At 37.6% G+C, this 16,166-nt stretch carries 25 protein-coding genes, 1 rRNA gene and 2 pseudogenes; 18 read left to right on the forward strand and 10 right to left on the reverse strand.

What is annotated here, in order from left to right; genetic code table 11:
* Positions 1-291 precede the first annotated feature (291 nt).
* Both rrf and IEX12_RS21455 read left to right on the forward strand, forming a co-directional pair.
* Positions 292-407, forward strand: a 5S ribosomal RNA gene (gene rrf, locus IEX12_RS21450).
* 301 nt (positions 408-708) lie between these two features.
* A pseudogene (locus tag IEX12_RS21455) lies at positions 709-1,371 on the forward strand (RNA-guided endonuclease TnpB family protein); the annotation flags it as partial.
* 195 nt (positions 1,372-1,566) lie between these two features.
* Here the strand turns inward: IEX12_RS21455 and hemQ are convergent.
* From hemQ to IEX12_RS21505, 10 genes and pseudogenes are all read right to left on the reverse strand, one after another.
* Positions 1,567-2,310, reverse strand: coding sequence for a hydrogen peroxide-dependent heme synthase (gene hemQ, locus IEX12_RS21460; RefSeq protein ID WP_155555414.1), 744 nt, complete (start codon positions 2,308-2,310; stop codon positions 1,567-1,569).
* A 133-nt stretch (positions 2,311-2,443) separates the two neighbouring features.
* On the reverse strand, positions 2,444-2,902 hold the full coding sequence (locus tag IEX12_RS21465) for a carboxymuconolactone decarboxylase family protein (protein ID WP_088050919.1): 459 nt from the start codon (positions 2,900-2,902) through the stop codon (positions 2,444-2,446).
* Positions 2,903-3,017: 115 nt separating this feature from the next.
* Complete coding sequence (locus IEX12_RS21470; protein WP_088050918.1) at positions 3,018-3,293, reverse strand: hypothetical protein; 276 nt, start codon at positions 3,291-3,293, stop codon at positions 3,018-3,020.
* A 98-nt stretch (positions 3,294-3,391) separates the two neighbouring features.
* Positions 3,392-4,150: pseudogene (locus tag IEX12_RS21475) on the reverse strand (aminoacetone oxidase family FAD-binding enzyme); the annotation flags it as partial.
* 12 nt (positions 4,151-4,162) lie between these two features.
* A complete protein-coding gene (locus IEX12_RS21480) occupies positions 4,163-5,578 on the reverse strand; it encodes a recombinase family protein (protein ID WP_188725867.1) in 1,416 nt (471 codons plus the stop codon).
* A 1-nt stretch (position 5,579) separates the two neighbouring features.
* Entirely contained in the window at positions 5,580-5,951 is a 372-nt protein-coding gene (locus IEX12_RS21485; RefSeq protein ID WP_188725888.1) for an ImmA/IrrE family metallo-endopeptidase, read from the reverse strand.
* Between the two features lie 147 nt (positions 5,952-6,098).
* Positions 6,099-6,515 (reverse strand): hypothetical protein, encoded by a 417-nt coding sequence (locus tag IEX12_RS21490; protein ID WP_188725868.1) that lies wholly within the window; start codon positions 6,513-6,515, stop codon positions 6,099-6,101.
* A complete protein-coding gene (locus IEX12_RS21495; protein WP_188725869.1) occupies positions 6,508-6,993 on the reverse strand; it encodes a hypothetical protein in 486 nt (161 codons plus the stop codon). Before IEX12_RS21495 ends, IEX12_RS21490 begins: the two co-directional genes overlap by 8 nt.
* A gap of 80 nt (positions 6,994-7,073) precedes the next feature.
* Positions 7,074-7,547 carry a hypothetical protein gene (locus tag IEX12_RS21500; protein ID WP_188725870.1) on the reverse strand — a complete coding sequence of 158 codons (474 nt, stop codon included), beginning with the start codon at positions 7,545-7,547 and terminating at the stop codon, positions 7,074-7,076.
* 34 nt (positions 7,548-7,581) lie between these two features.
* A complete protein-coding gene (locus IEX12_RS21505) occupies positions 7,582-7,938 on the reverse strand; it encodes a helix-turn-helix domain-containing protein (protein ID WP_188725871.1) in 357 nt (118 codons plus the stop codon).
* A 162-nt stretch (positions 7,939-8,100) separates the two neighbouring features.
* Between IEX12_RS21505 and IEX12_RS21510 the strand changes: the two genes are divergently transcribed.
* From IEX12_RS21510 to IEX12_RS21585, 16 genes are all read left to right on the forward strand, one after another.
* Complete coding sequence (locus IEX12_RS21510; RefSeq protein WP_188725872.1) at positions 8,101-8,361, forward strand: helix-turn-helix transcriptional regulator; 261 nt, start codon at positions 8,101-8,103, stop codon at positions 8,359-8,361.
* A gap of 163 nt (positions 8,362-8,524) precedes the next feature.
* Positions 8,525-9,322 (forward strand): phage antirepressor KilAC domain-containing protein, encoded by a 798-nt coding sequence (locus tag IEX12_RS21515; RefSeq protein ID WP_188725873.1) that lies wholly within the window; start codon positions 8,525-8,527, stop codon positions 9,320-9,322.
* Positions 9,322-9,477 carry a hypothetical protein gene (locus tag IEX12_RS21520; protein WP_188725874.1) on the forward strand — a complete coding sequence of 52 codons (156 nt, stop codon included), beginning with the start codon at positions 9,322-9,324 and terminating at the stop codon, positions 9,475-9,477. Before IEX12_RS21515 ends, IEX12_RS21520 begins: the two co-directional genes overlap by 1 nt.
* Before the next feature lie 96 nt (positions 9,478-9,573).
* Positions 9,574-9,858 carry a helix-turn-helix domain-containing protein gene (locus IEX12_RS21525; RefSeq protein ID WP_188725875.1) on the forward strand — a complete coding sequence of 95 codons (285 nt, stop codon included), beginning with the start codon at positions 9,574-9,576 and terminating at the stop codon, positions 9,856-9,858.
* A complete protein-coding gene (locus IEX12_RS21530; RefSeq protein ID WP_188725876.1) occupies positions 9,846-10,112 on the forward strand; it encodes a hypothetical protein in 267 nt (88 codons plus the stop codon). The genes IEX12_RS21525 and IEX12_RS21530 overlap by 13 nt, the downstream gene beginning before the upstream one ends.
* Before the next feature lie 95 nt (positions 10,113-10,207).
* Complete coding sequence (locus IEX12_RS21535) at positions 10,208-10,441, forward strand: hypothetical protein (RefSeq protein WP_188725877.1); 234 nt, start codon at positions 10,208-10,210, stop codon at positions 10,439-10,441.
* Positions 10,441-10,656 carry a YqaI family protein gene (locus tag IEX12_RS21540; RefSeq protein WP_188725878.1) on the forward strand — a complete coding sequence of 72 codons (216 nt, stop codon included), beginning with the start codon at positions 10,441-10,443 and terminating at the stop codon, positions 10,654-10,656. The genes IEX12_RS21535 and IEX12_RS21540 overlap by 1 nt, the downstream gene beginning before the upstream one ends.
* 98 nt (positions 10,657-10,754) lie before the next feature.
* Positions 10,755-10,949: a hypothetical protein gene (locus IEX12_RS21545; RefSeq protein WP_188725879.1), complete on the forward strand. Its 195-nt coding sequence runs from the start codon at positions 10,755-10,757 to the stop codon at positions 10,947-10,949.
* On the forward strand, positions 10,924-11,847 hold the full coding sequence (locus IEX12_RS21550; RefSeq protein ID WP_188725880.1) for a hypothetical protein: 924 nt from the start codon (positions 10,924-10,926) through the stop codon (positions 11,845-11,847). Before IEX12_RS21545 ends, IEX12_RS21550 begins: the two co-directional genes overlap by 26 nt.
* Positions 11,804-12,619 (forward strand): PD-(D/E)XK nuclease-like domain-containing protein, encoded by an 816-nt coding sequence (locus tag IEX12_RS21555; RefSeq protein WP_286171334.1) that lies wholly within the window; start codon positions 11,804-11,806, stop codon positions 12,617-12,619. Before IEX12_RS21550 ends, IEX12_RS21555 begins: the two co-directional genes overlap by 44 nt.
* Positions 12,620-12,631: 12 nt before the next feature.
* Positions 12,632-12,991 carry an HNH endonuclease gene (locus tag IEX12_RS21560; RefSeq protein ID WP_188725881.1) on the forward strand — a complete coding sequence of 120 codons (360 nt, stop codon included), beginning with the start codon at positions 12,632-12,634 and terminating at the stop codon, positions 12,989-12,991.
* The gene (locus IEX12_RS21565) at positions 12,982-13,344 is read left to right on the forward strand and encodes a YopX family protein (protein WP_188725882.1); all 363 of its coding nucleotides are present in this window, start codon (positions 12,982-12,984) and stop codon (positions 13,342-13,344) included. Before IEX12_RS21560 ends, IEX12_RS21565 begins: the two co-directional genes overlap by 10 nt.
* Before the next feature lie 162 nt (positions 13,345-13,506).
* On the forward strand, positions 13,507-14,013 hold the full coding sequence (locus IEX12_RS21570; protein WP_188725883.1) for an HNH endonuclease: 507 nt from the start codon (positions 13,507-13,509) through the stop codon (positions 14,011-14,013).
* A 21-nt stretch (positions 14,014-14,034) separates the two neighbouring features.
* Complete coding sequence (locus tag IEX12_RS21575) at positions 14,035-14,847, forward strand: phage replication protein O (protein WP_188725884.1); 813 nt, start codon at positions 14,035-14,037, stop codon at positions 14,845-14,847.
* A 9-nt stretch (positions 14,848-14,856) separates the two neighbouring features.
* A complete protein-coding gene (locus IEX12_RS21580) occupies positions 14,857-15,636 on the forward strand; it encodes an ATP-binding protein (RefSeq protein WP_188725885.1) in 780 nt (259 codons plus the stop codon).
* Between the two features lie 2 nt (positions 15,637-15,638).
* Complete coding sequence (locus IEX12_RS21585; protein ID WP_188725886.1) at positions 15,639-16,007, forward strand: hypothetical protein; 369 nt, start codon at positions 15,639-15,641, stop codon at positions 16,005-16,007.
* Positions 16,008-16,166: the final 159 nt, after the last annotated feature.

Below are 16,166 nucleotides of genomic sequence, written 5' to 3' on the forward strand. Positions count from 1 at the left end.
GTAGATAGGTCCGAGGTGGAAGCGTGGTGACACGTGGAGCTGACGGATACTAATCGATCGAGGACTTAACTATAACCCATCTAATCTGATTTCGTTGCTTGTGGATCTCTTATTTAGTTTCCAAGGTATAAACCTTATACATATTTCGATATTTTACTTGATTTTTTTCGAAAAACAATTATAATATTGGTTGTCACTGAAAATTTATTGGTGATCACTTGGATAATAAGAATGTTCTGTTTAAATCATTCACATCCTGTGGACAACACAGAATGACTAACATCTTGTTGGTCTGGTAGCAATAGCGGAGAGGTCACACCTGTTCCCATGCCGAACACAGCAGTTAAGCTCTCCAGCGCCGATGGTAGTTGGGGCTTTGCCCCTGCAAGAGTAGGACGCCGCCAGGCAATAAGAAACTGACTCAAACATTGTGTTGTTTGAGTCAGTTTTTTTATGGTTTGGGAAGTTTTATTATCATGCCAGGCGAGAAGACTCCATCCTCAGTGAAGCAGGGTAGAGATGAAGCACCTTCGGACGAGGGTTGGCTTCAGCCATCTTAATTGTCCGTTCAAGCGCCACTTAAAATAGATGGAAAATAATTTCTGCTAAACGTTTCAATTTTTTCAGGCACTTCAAATTAATTTTCTCCCAAACATGGATTTTTTGATATAATAGGAACAAATATTCCTTCTAAGGGAGGTGAAATGGATACCAGTAAATAAAGCCTATAAGTTTCGTATCTATCCAAACAAAGTACAAGAAATACTAATTGCCAAAACAATCGGATGCAGCCGTTTTGTATTCAACCATTTCCTGAATCAGTGGAATACTGCATACAATGAGTATGGAAAAGGCCTGACATACAATATTTGCTCTAAACAATTGACACAGCTAAAAAAGTAATAGCTCTGGTTGAAAGAAGTGGACAGTGTTGCCCTGCAATCTTCTCTCTAGAACCTTGCTGATTCCTTTTCCAGGTTTTACAAAAAACAAAATGAAGCACCACGCTTCAAATCCAAAAATAATAAGGTTCAGTCCTATACGACCAAATACACGAACAATAATATTGCGGTCAGTGGAAACAAAATCAAGCTGCCCAAACTTGGTTTCGTTAAGTTTGCTAAAAGTCGCGAAGTGGAAGGTCGTATCACGCGTGTCACTGTCAGACGCAATCCAAGTGGCGGCTATTATATATCCATTCTGGTTGAGACAGATGTAAAAGAATTGCCCAAAACTAAAGTCTGTATCGGTATTGACTTGGGGCTAAAAGACTTTGCTATCTTGTCTAATAAAAAAGTGCACAGCAATCCCAAATACCTTCGTAAATTGGAGAAAAAATTGGCTAAAGCACAACGGATCATGTCCAGAAGAAACAGCCAGATTAGTGTTTGAACATCAAAGTATTGCTCCATTCTCTCTTTTCCCTTCATTGAACCTATATAATCTTTTCTACTATACGGTGATTACTTTATAATTTTAACAAAGAATTTAACTATTACAAAATATATATAAAAGCAAGGATCAGATAACATAGGATCCTTGCTTGTAGCGCACTACTTATCAGCTTTAAATCTGAAAATATGCTTCCAATTCCTCTTTTGCCAAATAACTTCCAATGAAAAATGATCCAAAAATGGCATATTTCGCACTAACTTCATCAAAACGAGTATCATAAATTAATTTCTTGAATTTTAATACGTCATCACAGAATAAGGTAATTCCCCATTCATAATCATCAAATCCGATGGAACCAGTAATAATTCGTTTCACATCATCCGTGTAGGTTTTGCATGTTTCAATATGTTCAAACATCATGCGTCCGCGTTCCTCTTTTGATAGTGTGAACCAATTGTTAGTTTCGCCACGCAATTTGCTCATTGGATAGAAGCACATATATTCTGTTTTTGGAATTGTTGGGAATAATTTTGCCCGCATTACCGGATCTTCATAAGGATCAGTCTGCCGTTTTGTGTAGCTGCTTTTCTCAATAATCGATACGTAGGAATAGGCAGGCTGCGTATAATGAGCAAGTGCCGATTTATTAAATTCATTTTCCAGCTTGTTTAAATCCTTCATTGTTGGTCTTAGCAGCATAAACATAATATCTGCTTTCTGACCAACGATCGAGTATATGACATGGCTTCCTTGCTTGTTTTCTTCAATGTTTTGCCAGTTGCTTAGCAGCTTGTTGAATTCATCGAGTGCCGCGTTCCGATCTGTTTTAGAAGCCTGCTGCCATTTCTCCCAGTTGATCGTTCTGAAATCGTGTAACGCATACCATCCGTCAGAGGTTTCAACCGTTTTTGCCATTTGAATCACTCCTAAACTAAGATAAAAATCTCTATCCAGTTTGATGATAATGGTAATCGGGTGTGTGTACCGTGATATTTATCACAAGGAAGTCGTTAAAATGTGAAAAATATGTGATTGTAAATTGAAGTGTTTACTTTTTTGCCGGCTGATATTTGCCTGGAATAGCTCTCATTGTTATTGCCAGACGGTTCCAGCTGTTTATTGCATTAATGGCATATACTAGATCAACGAAATCCTTTTCATTAAAATGCTTCCTAACAGCATGATAAAGTTCATCGGAAACCGGGTTCACAGAAATTTGGGTAATTGCCTCTGCAAGAGCTAATGCTGCACGTTCTTGCTCTGTATAAAAATCTGTTTCCCTCCAGGCGTTTAGGGCGTATAAACGTTGCTCAGTTTCTCCGTTTGCCCGTGCGTCCTTCGTGTGCATGTCCAAACAGAATGCGCAGCCATTAATTTGTGAGGCGCGTGTTTTGACAAGTTCCAATAATGTAGCATCAAGGTTGGTGGACTTTATATATTTCTCGAATTCCATCATGATTTTTGCTGCATCTGGTGCAATAGCATAGTAATTTAAACGAGCTTGCATTTTGATCCCTCCAAATTTACTTTTTCTACATTTAAATTGTAAATCTTTTGCAGACCTAAAACACAATAAATGCTCAAAAAAAGACGTGTCAATCAGATGACACGTCTAATGCGATTTAGCTCATTCCAAAAGTTCCTAGTTTTTGGCTGTCTTGATTATTTTTACTATTATTGTTGTTTCCGCTGTTACCTGTATTCCCGCTCATGTTTCCACTCGCATTCATCATTCCGCCACTGGACATATTTCCACCGGCACCCATTTGCGAAACAAACGGGACCATTTTTTCCATCGTTTGACCTAATCCCTGATTATTTTTGGTCATCGAATAAAAAGTTGCCGCTCCAACACCGACAGACGCGATTAATGGTATCCACATTCCATTCTTTTGCATTCAGTACCAGTCCCTCTCGTTTTGATAGTCCCCACATAATATTAGGATGGCATCTGACAATGGAGAAAATACAAGGAATGACATACCAGAAATGGGAATCAAACGTCCAGAGCAGTTTCCGTGGCTGCATTTATCCCAGCTAATCTGCCAGTAACAAGCGCCGAGGTAATATTATAGCCCCCAGTATATCCGTGAATATCCAATATTTCGCCGCAAAAATATAATCCATGCATTTTTTTCGACTGCATCGTATTTGGCACGATCTCTTTAATGGAAACACCTCCGCCAGTGACAAAAGCTTTTTCAAGTGGTAATGACCCATGAACGTTGAATGAAAAGTATTTTAAATCGTGAACAATCGAACGAATGGTTTCCTTTGCAATGTTTGCGCCTTTTTCCTCTTCACGTACTTTATTGCGCTTCAGGATAAATGTAAGGAAGCGTTCAGGAACAGCTCCTTTTAAATTGTTTTTGATTGACCGTTTTGGATTTTGTTTGATATTTTCCCATACTTTTTTTACTAATTGCTGTTCATTTTCATCTGGTAATACATCTAAAACCATTGGAACCTCCGCTTGTCCTTTCATAAGCTCTTTTACAACAAATTGGGAACAGCGCAATACCGCTGGTCCTGATATTCCGAAATGGGTAAACAGCATGTCCATTTGATGAGAGATGATCGTTTTTTGCTTTTTATTTAGTACGGTTAGTGATACATCCCTTAAAGACAAACCCTGTAGACGCTTATCCTTGATAAATTCCTCATTGGAGGTAAGGGCGACTTCTGTCGGGTACAATTTGGTAATCGTATGTCCGGCTTTCTTTGCCCATGCATACCCATCACCGGTTGATCCAGTCAATATGTAAGGCTAGTTAAATGCTATTTCTTTGATTTCGGCTCTGTCCATTCTATGCGGCGTTTGAATGCGATCCACCACAATTTTATCTATTGTAATTTGAATTAATTGCTTTTTCTCCATATCATCTAATTTATTCCAGTTGTTAGCTGCATCACTAATCATTTTTATGATGTCTTGATTAATTACAGCAGGAGCTTTATAATCAAGTTTTCGCAATTGGTCATGTATGGATTGTTCTTGCTCCTGTTCCTCTTTTAAACGGTCTTGGAAATCACCGTCGGGCATCATTCCGTTAGCCCATGCATATTGCCATTTTTTACGGCGCTGTTTAATTTTATCTAATTCTTGATGCAGGCGTTTTATCTTTTTATTATCATCACTGTTGAGGTCTTGTTCCTTTAATTCGTACCGTTCAAAGTCAATCTGCTTTAATTTCTTTAAGAAATTATGTTCAATAATTGATTCGCTCAATGTCGGCATGTCACACTTTTTATATAATGCTCCACGGCATCTATATCGTTTTCGATCTTTCGCTTTAATACCCTTCATTTTATTTCCGCATCTGGCACATACCAATGTTCCAGAAAAAATATAATTACTTGTCACTTGCCTACCATGATATTTTACCCGCGCTTTTCTAAGCGTATTCGCGCGTTCAAACGTATGTATATCGACAATCGGGGGATAAATATCATTAACAGTAAAATTTTTGTCCTTGTTAACCCGTTTGCCGTATTCCAGATTTCCGATATTTTTTTGGTTGATCAACGCATAACGCACCTTAGGTTCATTCCATTCACGTCCACTCTTGGTTAAAATGCCCATGTCATTTAAGCGTATAGCAATTTTTCGGTCGCTCATACCGGATAAATACCAATCGTACATGGTTCGTAATATGTCTGCTTCACGTTCGTTTATAACCATCCGGCCATCTATATAATCATGACCATAACCAGCTTTTCCGCCTTTCCATTTACCTTCACGTGTCATCTGCTCCATACCAAAACTGACACGTTCGCCTAAGTTATTGCGTTCCCATTCTGCCATGGCACCAACCATTGTAATAAAAAACTTACCCATCGCCGTCGTTGTATCGAAAACTTCTGTTACCGACTTAAATTTGACGTTGTTTTTTTCAAATAATTTCAATAGTTGATGAAGGTCCAGCACAGATCGAACAAGCCTGTCTAATCGATACACAACAACGACATCAAATGCATGTAATTCAATATCCTCTAATAATTGTTTAATTGCTGGCCGATTCAAATTTTTAGCGGAATATCCGGGATCCGCATATATTTTTGTGATCTCCCAATCCTCTTGTGATTCAACGAACCTGGAACATCGCTCTTTTTGTGCCGCAATGGAATATCCTTCTTGGCTCTGTTCTTCTGTGGATACTCTAACGTATATTGCTACTCTCATCTTAAATAATTCCTTTCGTAAGTAATAGTTTATTCTTATACATCTCAAGTCTCTTGAAAGCGAATTCGTAATCAACGTTAAATAAAATCATAATGTCATAGATAGTATAATTAAAAAGGTTGTCCAGCATAAAAGTGGGTATGCAAAAATGATAAGTAAAATAATCTGCTTGATACTCTTGCAGTTGTCTAAATAAAGGGTGCATATTTATTTGACTACCACAATGCCGAAGATAATGGCATAGTTCATGGACGAAATCAAACCATTCTTGCATTTTAGTGCTTCTTTTTAGGTTTATTTCATTGTCGCAATAAAATATTTTTTCTTCATCGTAAGAAATTTCTAACCCTAATTTATTTGCGATTGTATGCATGTCCAAATCTTTTGGTCTCTTTATTCCAATTGACGTTAATAGTTTATAAATAAAATCCTCTAGATGTGTATACAAACTATGACCCCCGTTTATAGAATGTATGTTTGCTTTTAGGTTAAAAGAAAAGCCTATTCGATATAGGCTGATTTAAAATACGAATCCAAGAATCGCTACCACCACAGCAGATATAGCGATAGCTGTTGTCACAAAAAACTTTCTATCTTCTTTTCTATCTTTATCGAAAGATACCTTGAACTCCGAAATACTTTCTTTGATTGTTTTCTCGTTTTTCGTATGAAGATGATCTATTTTTTCCGATAATAATTTTTCTTGAGAATCCATTCGATGGTTGATTGATTTTTCTAGCGAATTAATTCGGTCGTCAATATACCCTTTGATGCTTGCATCCATTATAAATTCCTCCTCTTGGTTTGAGTCATACGAAGCTGCTGCTGCTTCAATTCCCGATAAACTTAACTGTTCTTCTTTTATTATATCAGATACTAATGGAATTCTCGCCCCTTGGAATTTACTATGCTCACTAATATGTACTACTTCACTCATACGATTCCCCGTCCTTAATCACAATATTCAATTTCGTTTGAAAAAGTGAATTACCTATACCATTTACCAAAAAGTTAAGATCAGCTCCGTCCTCGGCTTCCTTTTCTATATAAGCGATCTTAACCGAATAATAATTCCAAACGAAGTCTTGGTTCGAATACAGTTTTTTAGCGGGAACTGTCAGTGTAGTAGTGAAATTTAAAGTTTCGGATTCCAAGATGTCTTTGTCACAATAAATTTGAGAAGAGGAAATTACCTCAGTTTCTCTACCACCGTGTTGATAAGTCAAAAAAATATATAAATAAAATGTTTGTAATTTTTCGTTGATAGGCTCTTTTAAAGCCATCATTCCTGTAAGAGTAAAATTCAAGTGTATTTTGTTATCCGTTAGTTTTTCTAAAACTAATATAGGACCCTCGTTTTTGTCGTTTGTAATAAATACATTATTAATCCCGGGTTTTAAACACATTGACGTCATTAATAACACCCTCTTAATTTTCGTTTCGTATGTTTGCTTTTAGTTTAAAGTATAAGGTGTACAATTTTATGTACACCTTGTTAGTTAATCATGAATTTCGCAGTTGGTGGTAGTTCTCCATCTAAGTATGTTTTTGATATTTCGCCCAACTCTTCGCCTATTAATACAGCGTTATCGTAATTTGTTTCATAATTTCCATCTAAAATTTCCTGAGATGCGTCTTTCACCTTTTTAGATAGGTTAATTATTTTGGAAGGTAGCGGATCCTCTACTGAATATTTTTCTTCAATTTCTTCCACGATAGCGTCACACCTAGCCATAGCAGCGTTTAGTTCGCTCTTTTGTTCAAAGCTTCCATTTTCAAGGTCTGATCCTTTTAAATACCGGTAAGTAATTTGTTCTAGATAATTTAATGTTGCTTTTTCCGTCATTTCGCTTTGTTTTTCGGTAACTTCTTCTGCGTCATCTCCGGAAGCATCAACATCATCAGAATTATCACCGCAAGCTGATAGAACTAAAGATAAAAACACTAATAAAACTAATAGCTTCTTCATATAATCGCCCCCTTTTTTATTATCTCTCCATTGTTTAATCGTCTTTTTTCTGGCTATTTCTAAATTTTATATACTCATACACCTCTTTCATTTCTTGAGCAGTTAAAGATTCCATTTCTTTAAACATGAGATCTATATCTGGAAATTCTTTCGCTATTTTATTTTTGTAGTAATCTAGTTTGTTATCGTTCGTTTCGTGTCCTAACAAATAATCGGTTGTTACTTCATAAAAATCCGCTAACATCCTAATGGTATCCGGATCTGGTTTTCTGTCCCCTGATTCATAACGGGATAATTGAACATTAGAAATACCAAGAGCGTCAGCTACTTGTTTTTGAGAATAATCTTTTTTCTCTCTTAAATATTTAATGCGATTTCCTAATATGTTCATTATTTTTTCCCTCTACTTGTATAAGATATCATCATTCTAGCACTTACCAAAATGGTAATAAAATATTTTTGCCAAAAAGGTAAATTAATGCTTGACTTTGCCAAAATGGTAATGTAAACTAAGATTAAAGTTACCAAATTGGCAAACGGAGGAGGTGGCATAATGAATCAAACGGTAATTAAAAAAGTTGATTTAGAAAAAATAAAATCACTTAGAAAAAAAGCTAACCTATCTCTTGAAGAAATGGCTAAACTTCTAGGTTACGAGAGCGCAAATGGTTATTACTATTTAGAGACTGGACGTGGTAAATTTTCAGCAGAAACATTAGCCAAAGTATCAGATATTTTCAATTTAAAGGTAGATGACCTTTTTTTTGAAAATAAAATTGCCAAAATGGCAAAAGAAACAAAACAAGCAATTTAATCTATCGCGAAATCACATCCGAATATCAACATCTAAAAGAGCGGAGTTACGCCACAATATCCCAGTTTCGGGATGGAGCGACACCCACATAGGGCATACGCCGAGACGTTAGGTGCTGATATTCGGGTGTGATGTCAAAAGCGATAAAACAGGAGGTAATCAAATGAATCAATTAACCAAAATGTTTGATGGTCAGAATTTGACGATCATTACAAACGGCGACGATCACGAGTTTTTATTAAAAGATTTATGCAACATTTTAGGGCTTGGACATGTTGCCACTGTTAAAAGGCGTTTAGATAAGGATGTGGTTTCAAAACACCCCCTTCAAACAGCCGGTGGCACACAACAGGCAACATTCGTTAACGAAGACGGCCTATATGATGTCATCTTAGACAGCCGTAAACCAGAAGCAAAACGATTTAGAAAATGGATTACATCGGAAGTGCTACCGTCAATCAGAAAACACGGAGCGTACGCAACAGACCAAACAATTGAAAATATCATTAATAACCCGGATTTCGGAATTGAGTTATTAAAAACACTTAAAACCGAACGAGACCAACGGTTAAAGGCTGAACAAGAAAGAATGGCTGTTGTCGAGCAACAAAGGATAGATGCACCATACACAAGTTTCGGTAAAGTTGTTTCCAATTCAAGTGCATCTATCAATGTTGGCTCTTTTGCCAAAATGATGTATGAAAAGCACGGCATCAACTTAGGCCGGAACAAGATGTTTGAATGGTTGCGCGATAAAGGATTTCTGATCAAATCCGGCAGAGAACGCAACAATCCAAAGCAACAATATATTGAACAAGGTCTATTTGATGTAAAACCAACAGTTGTAAGCCGTTCTACAGGCGATGTTGAAAAACTTACAACCTTAATAACAGGCAAGGGCCAGGTAAAACTATCTCAAATGTTATTAGAACAATTTGGCAGTAAAAAGGCGGTGATCTAATGGCAAACATCAAGCAAGAAACAAAAGACGGTTGCAAAATTACCTACAAAACAAGCAAAGAACACACCAAGAAGCTGATGTTCGATTTTTTCAAAAGAACTTCCATTCCGCGAATTATCGCGGAACATGGAAAGCAAAAAGATGAAGCGATCTAGCAATCTACCAACTTTGAGGGGGTCGGTAATTTAATAATACAACAGTCAGCACTCTATTAAAATTCCAATCTGGAATAAAAAAAGGGGGGTGGAAACGTGAAATACGGCGCGATATTAAAAGCGTGCCGGACTCGATCTGGATTAAGTCAGGAGGAATTAGCACACAAGTTATTCATCAACCAATCAGACGTATCAAAGTATGAGAACGGCACAAAGGAACCATCCATGTCACTATTTCAAGCATGGGCAATGAACACACAAGCATCAGAGGTTCTAGTCGCATTTATTTGCGGAATGGACGGCATGAGTATATTACAAAACATTGCATCATTAGTCGGTTTAGGAACCGTATGGATAGGAGGATTAACATGCTTTTTTTAAAGCAAGACAAAGAACGGTCGGAAAAGGAACTAGATTGTTACGGATACTGCTTAGACCAAGGTATTGTCCATTTTTTAAACACTGAATTTGGGAAAGCAGCTGCCTATCACGAAAACATTGCGCGGTCACTATGGGAACTGCAACGCATGAAAAACAGCAAGGAAATGGACGATCAAGCGTGGATGATGCTGAAACAAATTGAAGCGCAACAACAACAAGAGGAATTGCTGAACAAATTGAGGTCGCGGCTATGACTGAAAGGGGGCATATCATAAAAATTTACGTTTGCGCTGCAACAGTAATCGGATTTCTGGAATACGCATTATGGAGTTTATGAGGAGGGTTTTTAATGAGAGCGAAAATCAAGGTTTGGGGCAAAGAGTATCTTGTAGAGTCAATTGGTTGGAGTAAAGCGAGTGGGAGAATTGCTCATATTTCTTTTCGTGATGAACTAGATGATTTTTATGTATTTCACAAGGCTTATTCGAATTCTGACAATGCAGAAAGCATGAAGGGAAAAACAGCAAATACCGATCTCATTTATGCTGATTTGGAAAAACGCATCATTTGGGAGGAATCGTAATGAATCATCCGTTAATTGATCAAATCGAACGCACTGGCTATCCAGCATACAGCCCGCGCCGAGAAGAATACAAAGTAGATCCATTAGGCAATGAGGTTCATTCGGGCGATCAAATACTAGTGTTAAATGATGATTTTTTCCTCACGGAAACAATGGGAGCAGAAGCTATCGAAGTACTGGAATTGTTGGGTGCATCTTATGAAATTGCAAAATAAAAATGCCCTTGGCAGAGGACATTTAAAAGTTTTCTAATCAAATAAATTTATGCCCTTATTATAACACAGTTTAATAAGGGCGCAAGAGGAGGGTTTAAATGGACTTTTACAAGCACTTTTACAAAGTGATCGCAAAGTGCCCGGATCTGAATCCGTACATGATTTATAGCAGTATCTGTGAAGCGATAGCGGAATCGCCATTTGCCACCAAGCAAGATTTAATTGATTTGACAAATGCATATCAAGAATATAAGGAGCGTGTCGAAAATGAACGAATTACAAGCGCAATATAACAATCAGAATAACGGAGCGTTGGCTCAAGCCTCATCTAGCCGAGAAATGGAGGAAGTGAAGGGCCAGATATTCATGGCCCGGCAGTTCCCGCGGAATGTTTTTCAATCGGAGCAACGGATTTTAGATAATTGCAAACGCCCAGCGTTGGCCGAGGTTGCTGTATATAGCTATCCAAGGGGCGGTACTAAAGTAGAAGGTCCTTCCATCCGTTTGGCAGAAGTGTTAGCACAAAACTGGGGAAATCTTTCGTTTGGAGTTAAAGAATTGGAACAGAAGAACGGCGAATCGGTCGCCATGGCTTACGCTTGGGATTTAGAAACAAACGTAAGGCAAGAGAAAGTATTTACAGTCCCGCATTCTCGTTACTCAAAAAATAAAGGATTGACAAAGCTAACAGATCCACGGGATATATACGAATTAGTAGCGAATAACGGTGCTAGAAGGGTACGGGCTTGCATCCTAGGAATTATCCCTGGTGACATCGTGGAGAAGGCTGTTGAGGAATGTAATCGTACTATGCAAGGTGGTGGAAAAGGGCCATTAAAAGATCGCGTGGGTAAGTCCTTGCAGCTATTTAAAGAAAAATACCAAGTTACACAAGAACAAATCGAAACACGTTTTGGTTATAACGTGGATGCTTTTACGGAACGTGATCTGGTTGATTTGGGCAAAATTTATAACTCACTTAAAGACGGCATGAGTAAACCTGATGATTGGTTCGATAAGACCGTCAAAAATAAGCAAGAATCGACACTCACAGAAGCTTTTAAAGGTGCTGAGGCCAAAGACACCAAGAAGGCAGAAAAACAGCAGGACGAGCCTAAAAAGCCGGAAAAAAGGGATGTGAAAGAGGATGGCGAGTACATCGCAGAACAAGCTGCTCTTGACATCAAGTAATTATTACTGCTTGGAGGCGAACAGACAATATATGTCTGTTTCGCTTCTCAAAAACTTTATTGAATGTGAAGCGCAAACGATGGCGGTTTTAAACGGAGAATACATTCATCCGGCGAATACAGCGATGTTAGTCGGCTCCTATACACATGCAGCATTCGAAAATGATAAAGCATTTGAACGATTTATAGAAGAACATAACGGTTCCATTTTCAATACACGAGGTAAAAAATATGCTGATTACGCACAAGCAGACTTAATGATCGAATCTATTAAAAATGATGATTTTGCTAGCTTTGCCATGAGTGGCAAAAAGGAGCAAATATATACAGCAAATTTATTCGGTATCGACTGGAAATGCAAGATTGACAACATTAATCATGATCATAATTTTTTTAGCGATTTAAAGACCACGCAGGACATCCATAAACGGTACTGGTCAGAGAAGTATGACGGTTGGGTGTCATTCATCGAACGATGGGATTACGTGTTGCAGATGGCTATTTACCGCAAGATTATCGAGCAAAACACAGGTGAGTTGTATACACCTTACATCGTGGCTGTAAGCAAAGAAAAACCACCTAATAAAGCCGTTGTCCATTTCGATGAATCACGATTTGATTTTGAATACGAGTGGGCTGAAATGAAACTGGAACGAATTATGGATTTAAAAAACGGCAAAGTGGATCCGGTCGCTTGTGGAAAATGTGATTACTGCAAAAGTAAGAAGAAATTGAACGGAACTATTGAAGTCGGCGAGTTGATATTGGAATGAAAGGAGAATTAGATGCCTGCAATACCTAAAATTAATCCTAATCATAAAAGACGAGCGCTTAAGCAAAAAGACGTTACCAGAATAACAAATAAAGCGCGTGACGAGGTTTTAAGAAGAAGTGAAGGTAAATGTGAGCGATGTGGTAGAACAAGAGCATACGCCTTTGAAATTAGTCATTTAGTACAAGCTTCACAGGGTGGTTCCGGCAGCGATCCTAGCAATCTAGCATTATTATGCGGACCGTCTGTAAATACAGGAACTTGTCATAATTTCGCTGATTACACTGCAGTAGGCAGAGAGTGGCGTATGGAAAAGAAAGAAGAATTAGAAACCTATTATAAAGAAATGAGTGGTGAATTGATATGGAATTGAGATTTCGTGCAAAAAATCCAGAAACAAACCAATGGTTATACTTCGGAATTTATAATGTTCCTTCTTGGGTGAAGAAAGATAAAGTTCAACCGTACATGGGATTAGAAGACAGAAAGGGAACGCCTATTTTTGAAGGTGATGTAATAGTCAATCATTGGAATGGTCATAAACAAAAATTATTAGTATGTAATAGTGCACCAGTAATAGATGAGACTGGATGGCTGAAATCAAGAGGTGGTTTGTCTTTTAAAATACTAACTGACGAAAAAATGTTGTACCAATTACACCCTGAGCACTTTGAAGTTATCGGAAATATCACTGACAATCCAGAGCTGATTGAAAATGCACAATAAATCAAACGTAAGGCTCCCAGAATCACTCTGGGAGCTATCAAAAAACGAACAGGAGTTAAAACAGCGCATCCTAAATTATATGCGTCGTTATCCAGGATATACCGTTTTAGAAGTTAAAGGCAGGTTTGCAATTTGTGAGATACCAAGATAGGAGTGATTGGATTGTCTTATTTAAAAACAGATATACACGATAATGCAGGCGTTCCTTTCTATCATCATTTTTATTCATGTGATAAATGCGGATATGAAATATCAGATATGTATGCAAGGTACCAGGAAACAGAAAATGACTTCCATTTATGTTTATCTTGCGGATTTGTCGAAGGGAAAATACCGGAAGAAGAATTCATTTCTTTAAACGGCATTGGAGTTATGAATGCTCATGCAGCAGTTAATCCTGAAGGTGAAATTCAAATATGGATCGGTAGTGAAATACCTCCATGGGAAAGAAGCGACAAACAAGAAAGAGGAACCCCTAAATATAAAGAGTGGAGAACATCGGTATTTGAAAGAGATCATTACACTTGTCAACACTGCGGGCAAGTTGGTGGTGAATTAAACGCTCACCATATAAAGGGGTTCGCTAAATATAAAAAACTAAGATATGAACTATCGAACGGAATTACTCTATGCGTTGAATGTCACAGAAATGAGCACAGAAAAAAATAAGTAATTGAAAGGATGGTGAGTATGAGTACTTGGTTCAAAGTCCATCGTGAAATATTCGATTCAGATATATGGAATGATGTTACGACGTTTAGGTTGTTCATGTATCTAATGGGCAAGGCGTCACATAAGGATGGCGTGAAGATTGCCGGGGTCGAATTAAAAAGAGGTCAGTATTTAAGATCATATCGGAAGTTGGCAGCAGACCTTGCATACAAGGAAGGGAGAGGCACAAAAGAATATTCTCTCCGAACTATCAAGAAGGCAATTGACAAACTTATTAGTGCTGAAAGGGTAAACGTTAGGGAAACGGAACAGGGAACACTATTCACCATCCTCAATTACTCTAAATATCAAGGTTCAGACGATACTGAAAAAGAAAGTGTAAACACCTTAAATTCAGAACCGAACACTAATGGTAAACGAACGGTAAACAATAACAAGAATGCTAAGAATGCAAGAATTAACAAGAATAAAGATATACGTTCCAAATTAAAATTTGAAACCCATCATCTCCAACTGGCTGAATTGTTATTCAAAAAAATCAAAGAAAACAATCCGAGTGCTAAGGAACCAAATATAGAATCATGGGCTAATACTTTTAGATTGATGATGGAATCACCAAAAGAAAAACGATCCGGTAAAGACATACAAGACTTAATACTTTGGTCGCAACAACATAGCTTCTGGTACAAGAATGTACTTTCCGCGGACAAGATAAGAAAACAGTTCGACAGGTTGTACCTGGAAATGAAAGATGAACAAAAACCTAAATCAAATGTTGTTCAATTTAACAAAAAAGAAGCCGAGGACGATGGCTACAACTACGGATTTTAGGAGGTTCCTATGAAAACCCTTGAATCAAAAATAACCAAACCAAAAGAACGATTTATTAAAGAATATGTTTGTTCTGGTTGCAATATGACAGTCACACAAAAAGAAATGGAAATTCCAATTGGGCCGCGTAAAGGTGAAAAGATTACAGCTAACTTTGGGTGCAAATGTGCGGATATCAAATTGGCAGAAGAAGCAAAAAAGACCCGGGCCAACTTGCAAAATGAAAAGATGAAACAGTTTTTTGATTATTACTCGCTGATAAATGAATCGTTAAAAGCCGCAACACTAGAAAACTATGAACCTACCAGCAACGAATTAGCAACCGCCAAACAAACCATCACGGATTACATACAGGAGTTTGACGGAACTAAAAATTTATTACTGGTCGGGAATTACGGAACAGGAAAAAGTCATTTGTCCGTATCCGTTACAAAAAAACTAATGGAGCAAGGGAAAGAGTGTTTGTTCCTGTCACTGCCTAAATTGCTCACTAAAATCAAGGAAACATACAACAATAAAGGCGTTACAGAAGATGAACTGCTGGAAGTTATACAACGCGTGGACTTGCTGGTGCTGGATGATTTAGGAGCAGAACATAAAACGGAATGGGCTATCACAAAGCTATTTGAAATCCTGGACAATCGGGCAGGGAAAGCGACGATTTATACAACAAACCTAGATAGCAAAGAATTACGAGAGCGAATGAATGAGCGTAATTTTTCCCGGCTGATGGAAAACACGGAAGTTATCAAAATGAACGGTAGAGATTACCGGCGGAGGGAGTTTTGACAATGAGCGAATGGTTAACTACTGGACAAATGATAGATCGGTTGAACAAGCATGATAAAGCCAAGAGTGGTGTTGGTGCAATAGTATTTAAAGATGCATTAGAAAGAATTATTGACGGAAAAACATATGAAATAGTCAAGGTTGATCAATATTTTCTGTCGCAAAAATGGCGCATTCTGCCAAAATATGTATCTTTCGAGGAAGCTATGCAGGTATTAAAAAACGGGGGAGATGTAATCTTTCACGGAGAAAAAGGAAATTCTTTTTTGGATTATAGCATAACAGAAGAACCTTTAAACGAATTGCTTTTGAGTGAATACAGTTTAGATGATTTGTTTACCGACAAATGGACGATAGAAGGTGACAACTAATGTATGACACTGTGGAATGTCCATATTGCGGGTATGAAAACGAAATGGATGGAGATTTTTCTTCAAACGAATTTGATACAGAATGTTCAAACTGCGAAGAAGAATTCGAAGTGATTGTGGAATGGAATCCAAGCTATTACGCTAACAAAATTGAATACG

Origin of the sequence: Lentibacillus populi (assembly GCA_014642895.1) — a bacterium.
Taxonomy (GTDB): Bacteria; Bacillota; Bacilli; order Bacillales; family Amphibacillaceae; genus Lentibacillus_C; species Lentibacillus_C populi.

Excerpts from the sequence above, each read along its gene's own strand:
- hemQ (WP_155555414.1), bottom strand. The coding sequence starts at position 2,310 with ATGGCAAAAACGGTTGAAACCTCTGACGGATGGTATGCGTTACACGAT.
- IEX12_RS21465 (WP_088050919.1), bottom strand. The coding sequence starts at position 2,902 with ATGCAAGCTCGTTTAAATTACTATGCTATTGCACCAGATGCAGCAAAA.
- IEX12_RS21470 (WP_088050918.1), bottom strand. The coding sequence starts at position 3,293 with ATGCAAAAGAATGGAATGTGGATACCATTAATCGCGTCTGTCGGTGTT.
- IEX12_RS21480 (WP_188725867.1), bottom strand. The coding sequence starts at position 5,578 with ATGAGAGTAGCAATATACGTTAGAGTATCCACAGAAGAACAGAGCCAA.
- IEX12_RS21485 (WP_188725888.1), bottom strand. The coding sequence starts at position 5,951 with ATGCATACAATCGCAAATAAATTAGGGTTAGAAATTTCTTACGATGAA.
- IEX12_RS21490 (WP_188725868.1), bottom strand. The coding sequence starts at position 6,515 with ATGAGTGAAGTAGTACATATTAGTGAGCATAGTAAATTCCAAGGGGCG.
- IEX12_RS21495 (WP_188725869.1), bottom strand. The coding sequence starts at position 6,993 with ATGACGTCAATGTGTTTAAAACCCGGGATTAATAATGTATTTATTACA.
- IEX12_RS21500 (WP_188725870.1), bottom strand. The coding sequence starts at position 7,547 with ATGAAGAAGCTATTAGTTTTATTAGTGTTTTTATCTTTAGTTCTATCA.
- IEX12_RS21505 (WP_188725871.1), bottom strand. The coding sequence starts at position 7,938 with ATGAACATATTAGGAAATCGCATTAAATATTTAAGAGAGAAAAAAGAT.
- IEX12_RS21510 (WP_188725872.1), top strand. The coding sequence starts at position 8,101 with ATGAATCAAACGGTAATTAAAAAAGTTGATTTAGAAAAAATAAAATCA.
- IEX12_RS21515 (WP_188725873.1), top strand. The coding sequence starts at position 8,525 with ATGAATCAATTAACCAAAATGTTTGATGGTCAGAATTTGACGATCATT.
- IEX12_RS21520 (WP_188725874.1), top strand. The coding sequence starts at position 9,322 with ATGGCAAACATCAAGCAAGAAACAAAAGACGGTTGCAAAATTACCTAC.
- IEX12_RS21530 (WP_188725876.1), top strand. The coding sequence starts at position 9,846 with ATGCTTTTTTTAAAGCAAGACAAAGAACGGTCGGAAAAGGAACTAGAT.
- IEX12_RS21535 (WP_188725877.1), top strand. The coding sequence starts at position 10,208 with ATGAGAGCGAAAATCAAGGTTTGGGGCAAAGAGTATCTTGTAGAGTCA.
- IEX12_RS21540 (WP_188725878.1), top strand. The coding sequence starts at position 10,441 with ATGAATCATCCGTTAATTGATCAAATCGAACGCACTGGCTATCCAGCA.
- IEX12_RS21545 (WP_188725879.1), top strand. The coding sequence starts at position 10,755 with ATGGACTTTTACAAGCACTTTTACAAAGTGATCGCAAAGTGCCCGGAT.
- IEX12_RS21550 (WP_188725880.1), top strand. The coding sequence starts at position 10,924 with ATGAACGAATTACAAGCGCAATATAACAATCAGAATAACGGAGCGTTG.
- IEX12_RS21555 (WP_286171334.1), top strand. The coding sequence starts at position 11,804 with ATGGCGAGTACATCGCAGAACAAGCTGCTCTTGACATCAAGTAATTAT.
- IEX12_RS21560 (WP_188725881.1), top strand. The coding sequence starts at position 12,632 with ATGCCTGCAATACCTAAAATTAATCCTAATCATAAAAGACGAGCGCTT.
- IEX12_RS21565 (WP_188725882.1), top strand. The coding sequence starts at position 12,982 with ATGGAATTGAGATTTCGTGCAAAAAATCCAGAAACAAACCAATGGTTA.
- IEX12_RS21575 (WP_188725884.1), top strand. The coding sequence starts at position 14,035 with ATGAGTACTTGGTTCAAAGTCCATCGTGAAATATTCGATTCAGATATA.
- IEX12_RS21580 (WP_188725885.1), top strand. The coding sequence starts at position 14,857 with ATGAAAACCCTTGAATCAAAAATAACCAAACCAAAAGAACGATTTATT.
- IEX12_RS21585 (WP_188725886.1), top strand. The coding sequence starts at position 15,639 with ATGAGCGAATGGTTAACTACTGGACAAATGATAGATCGGTTGAACAAG.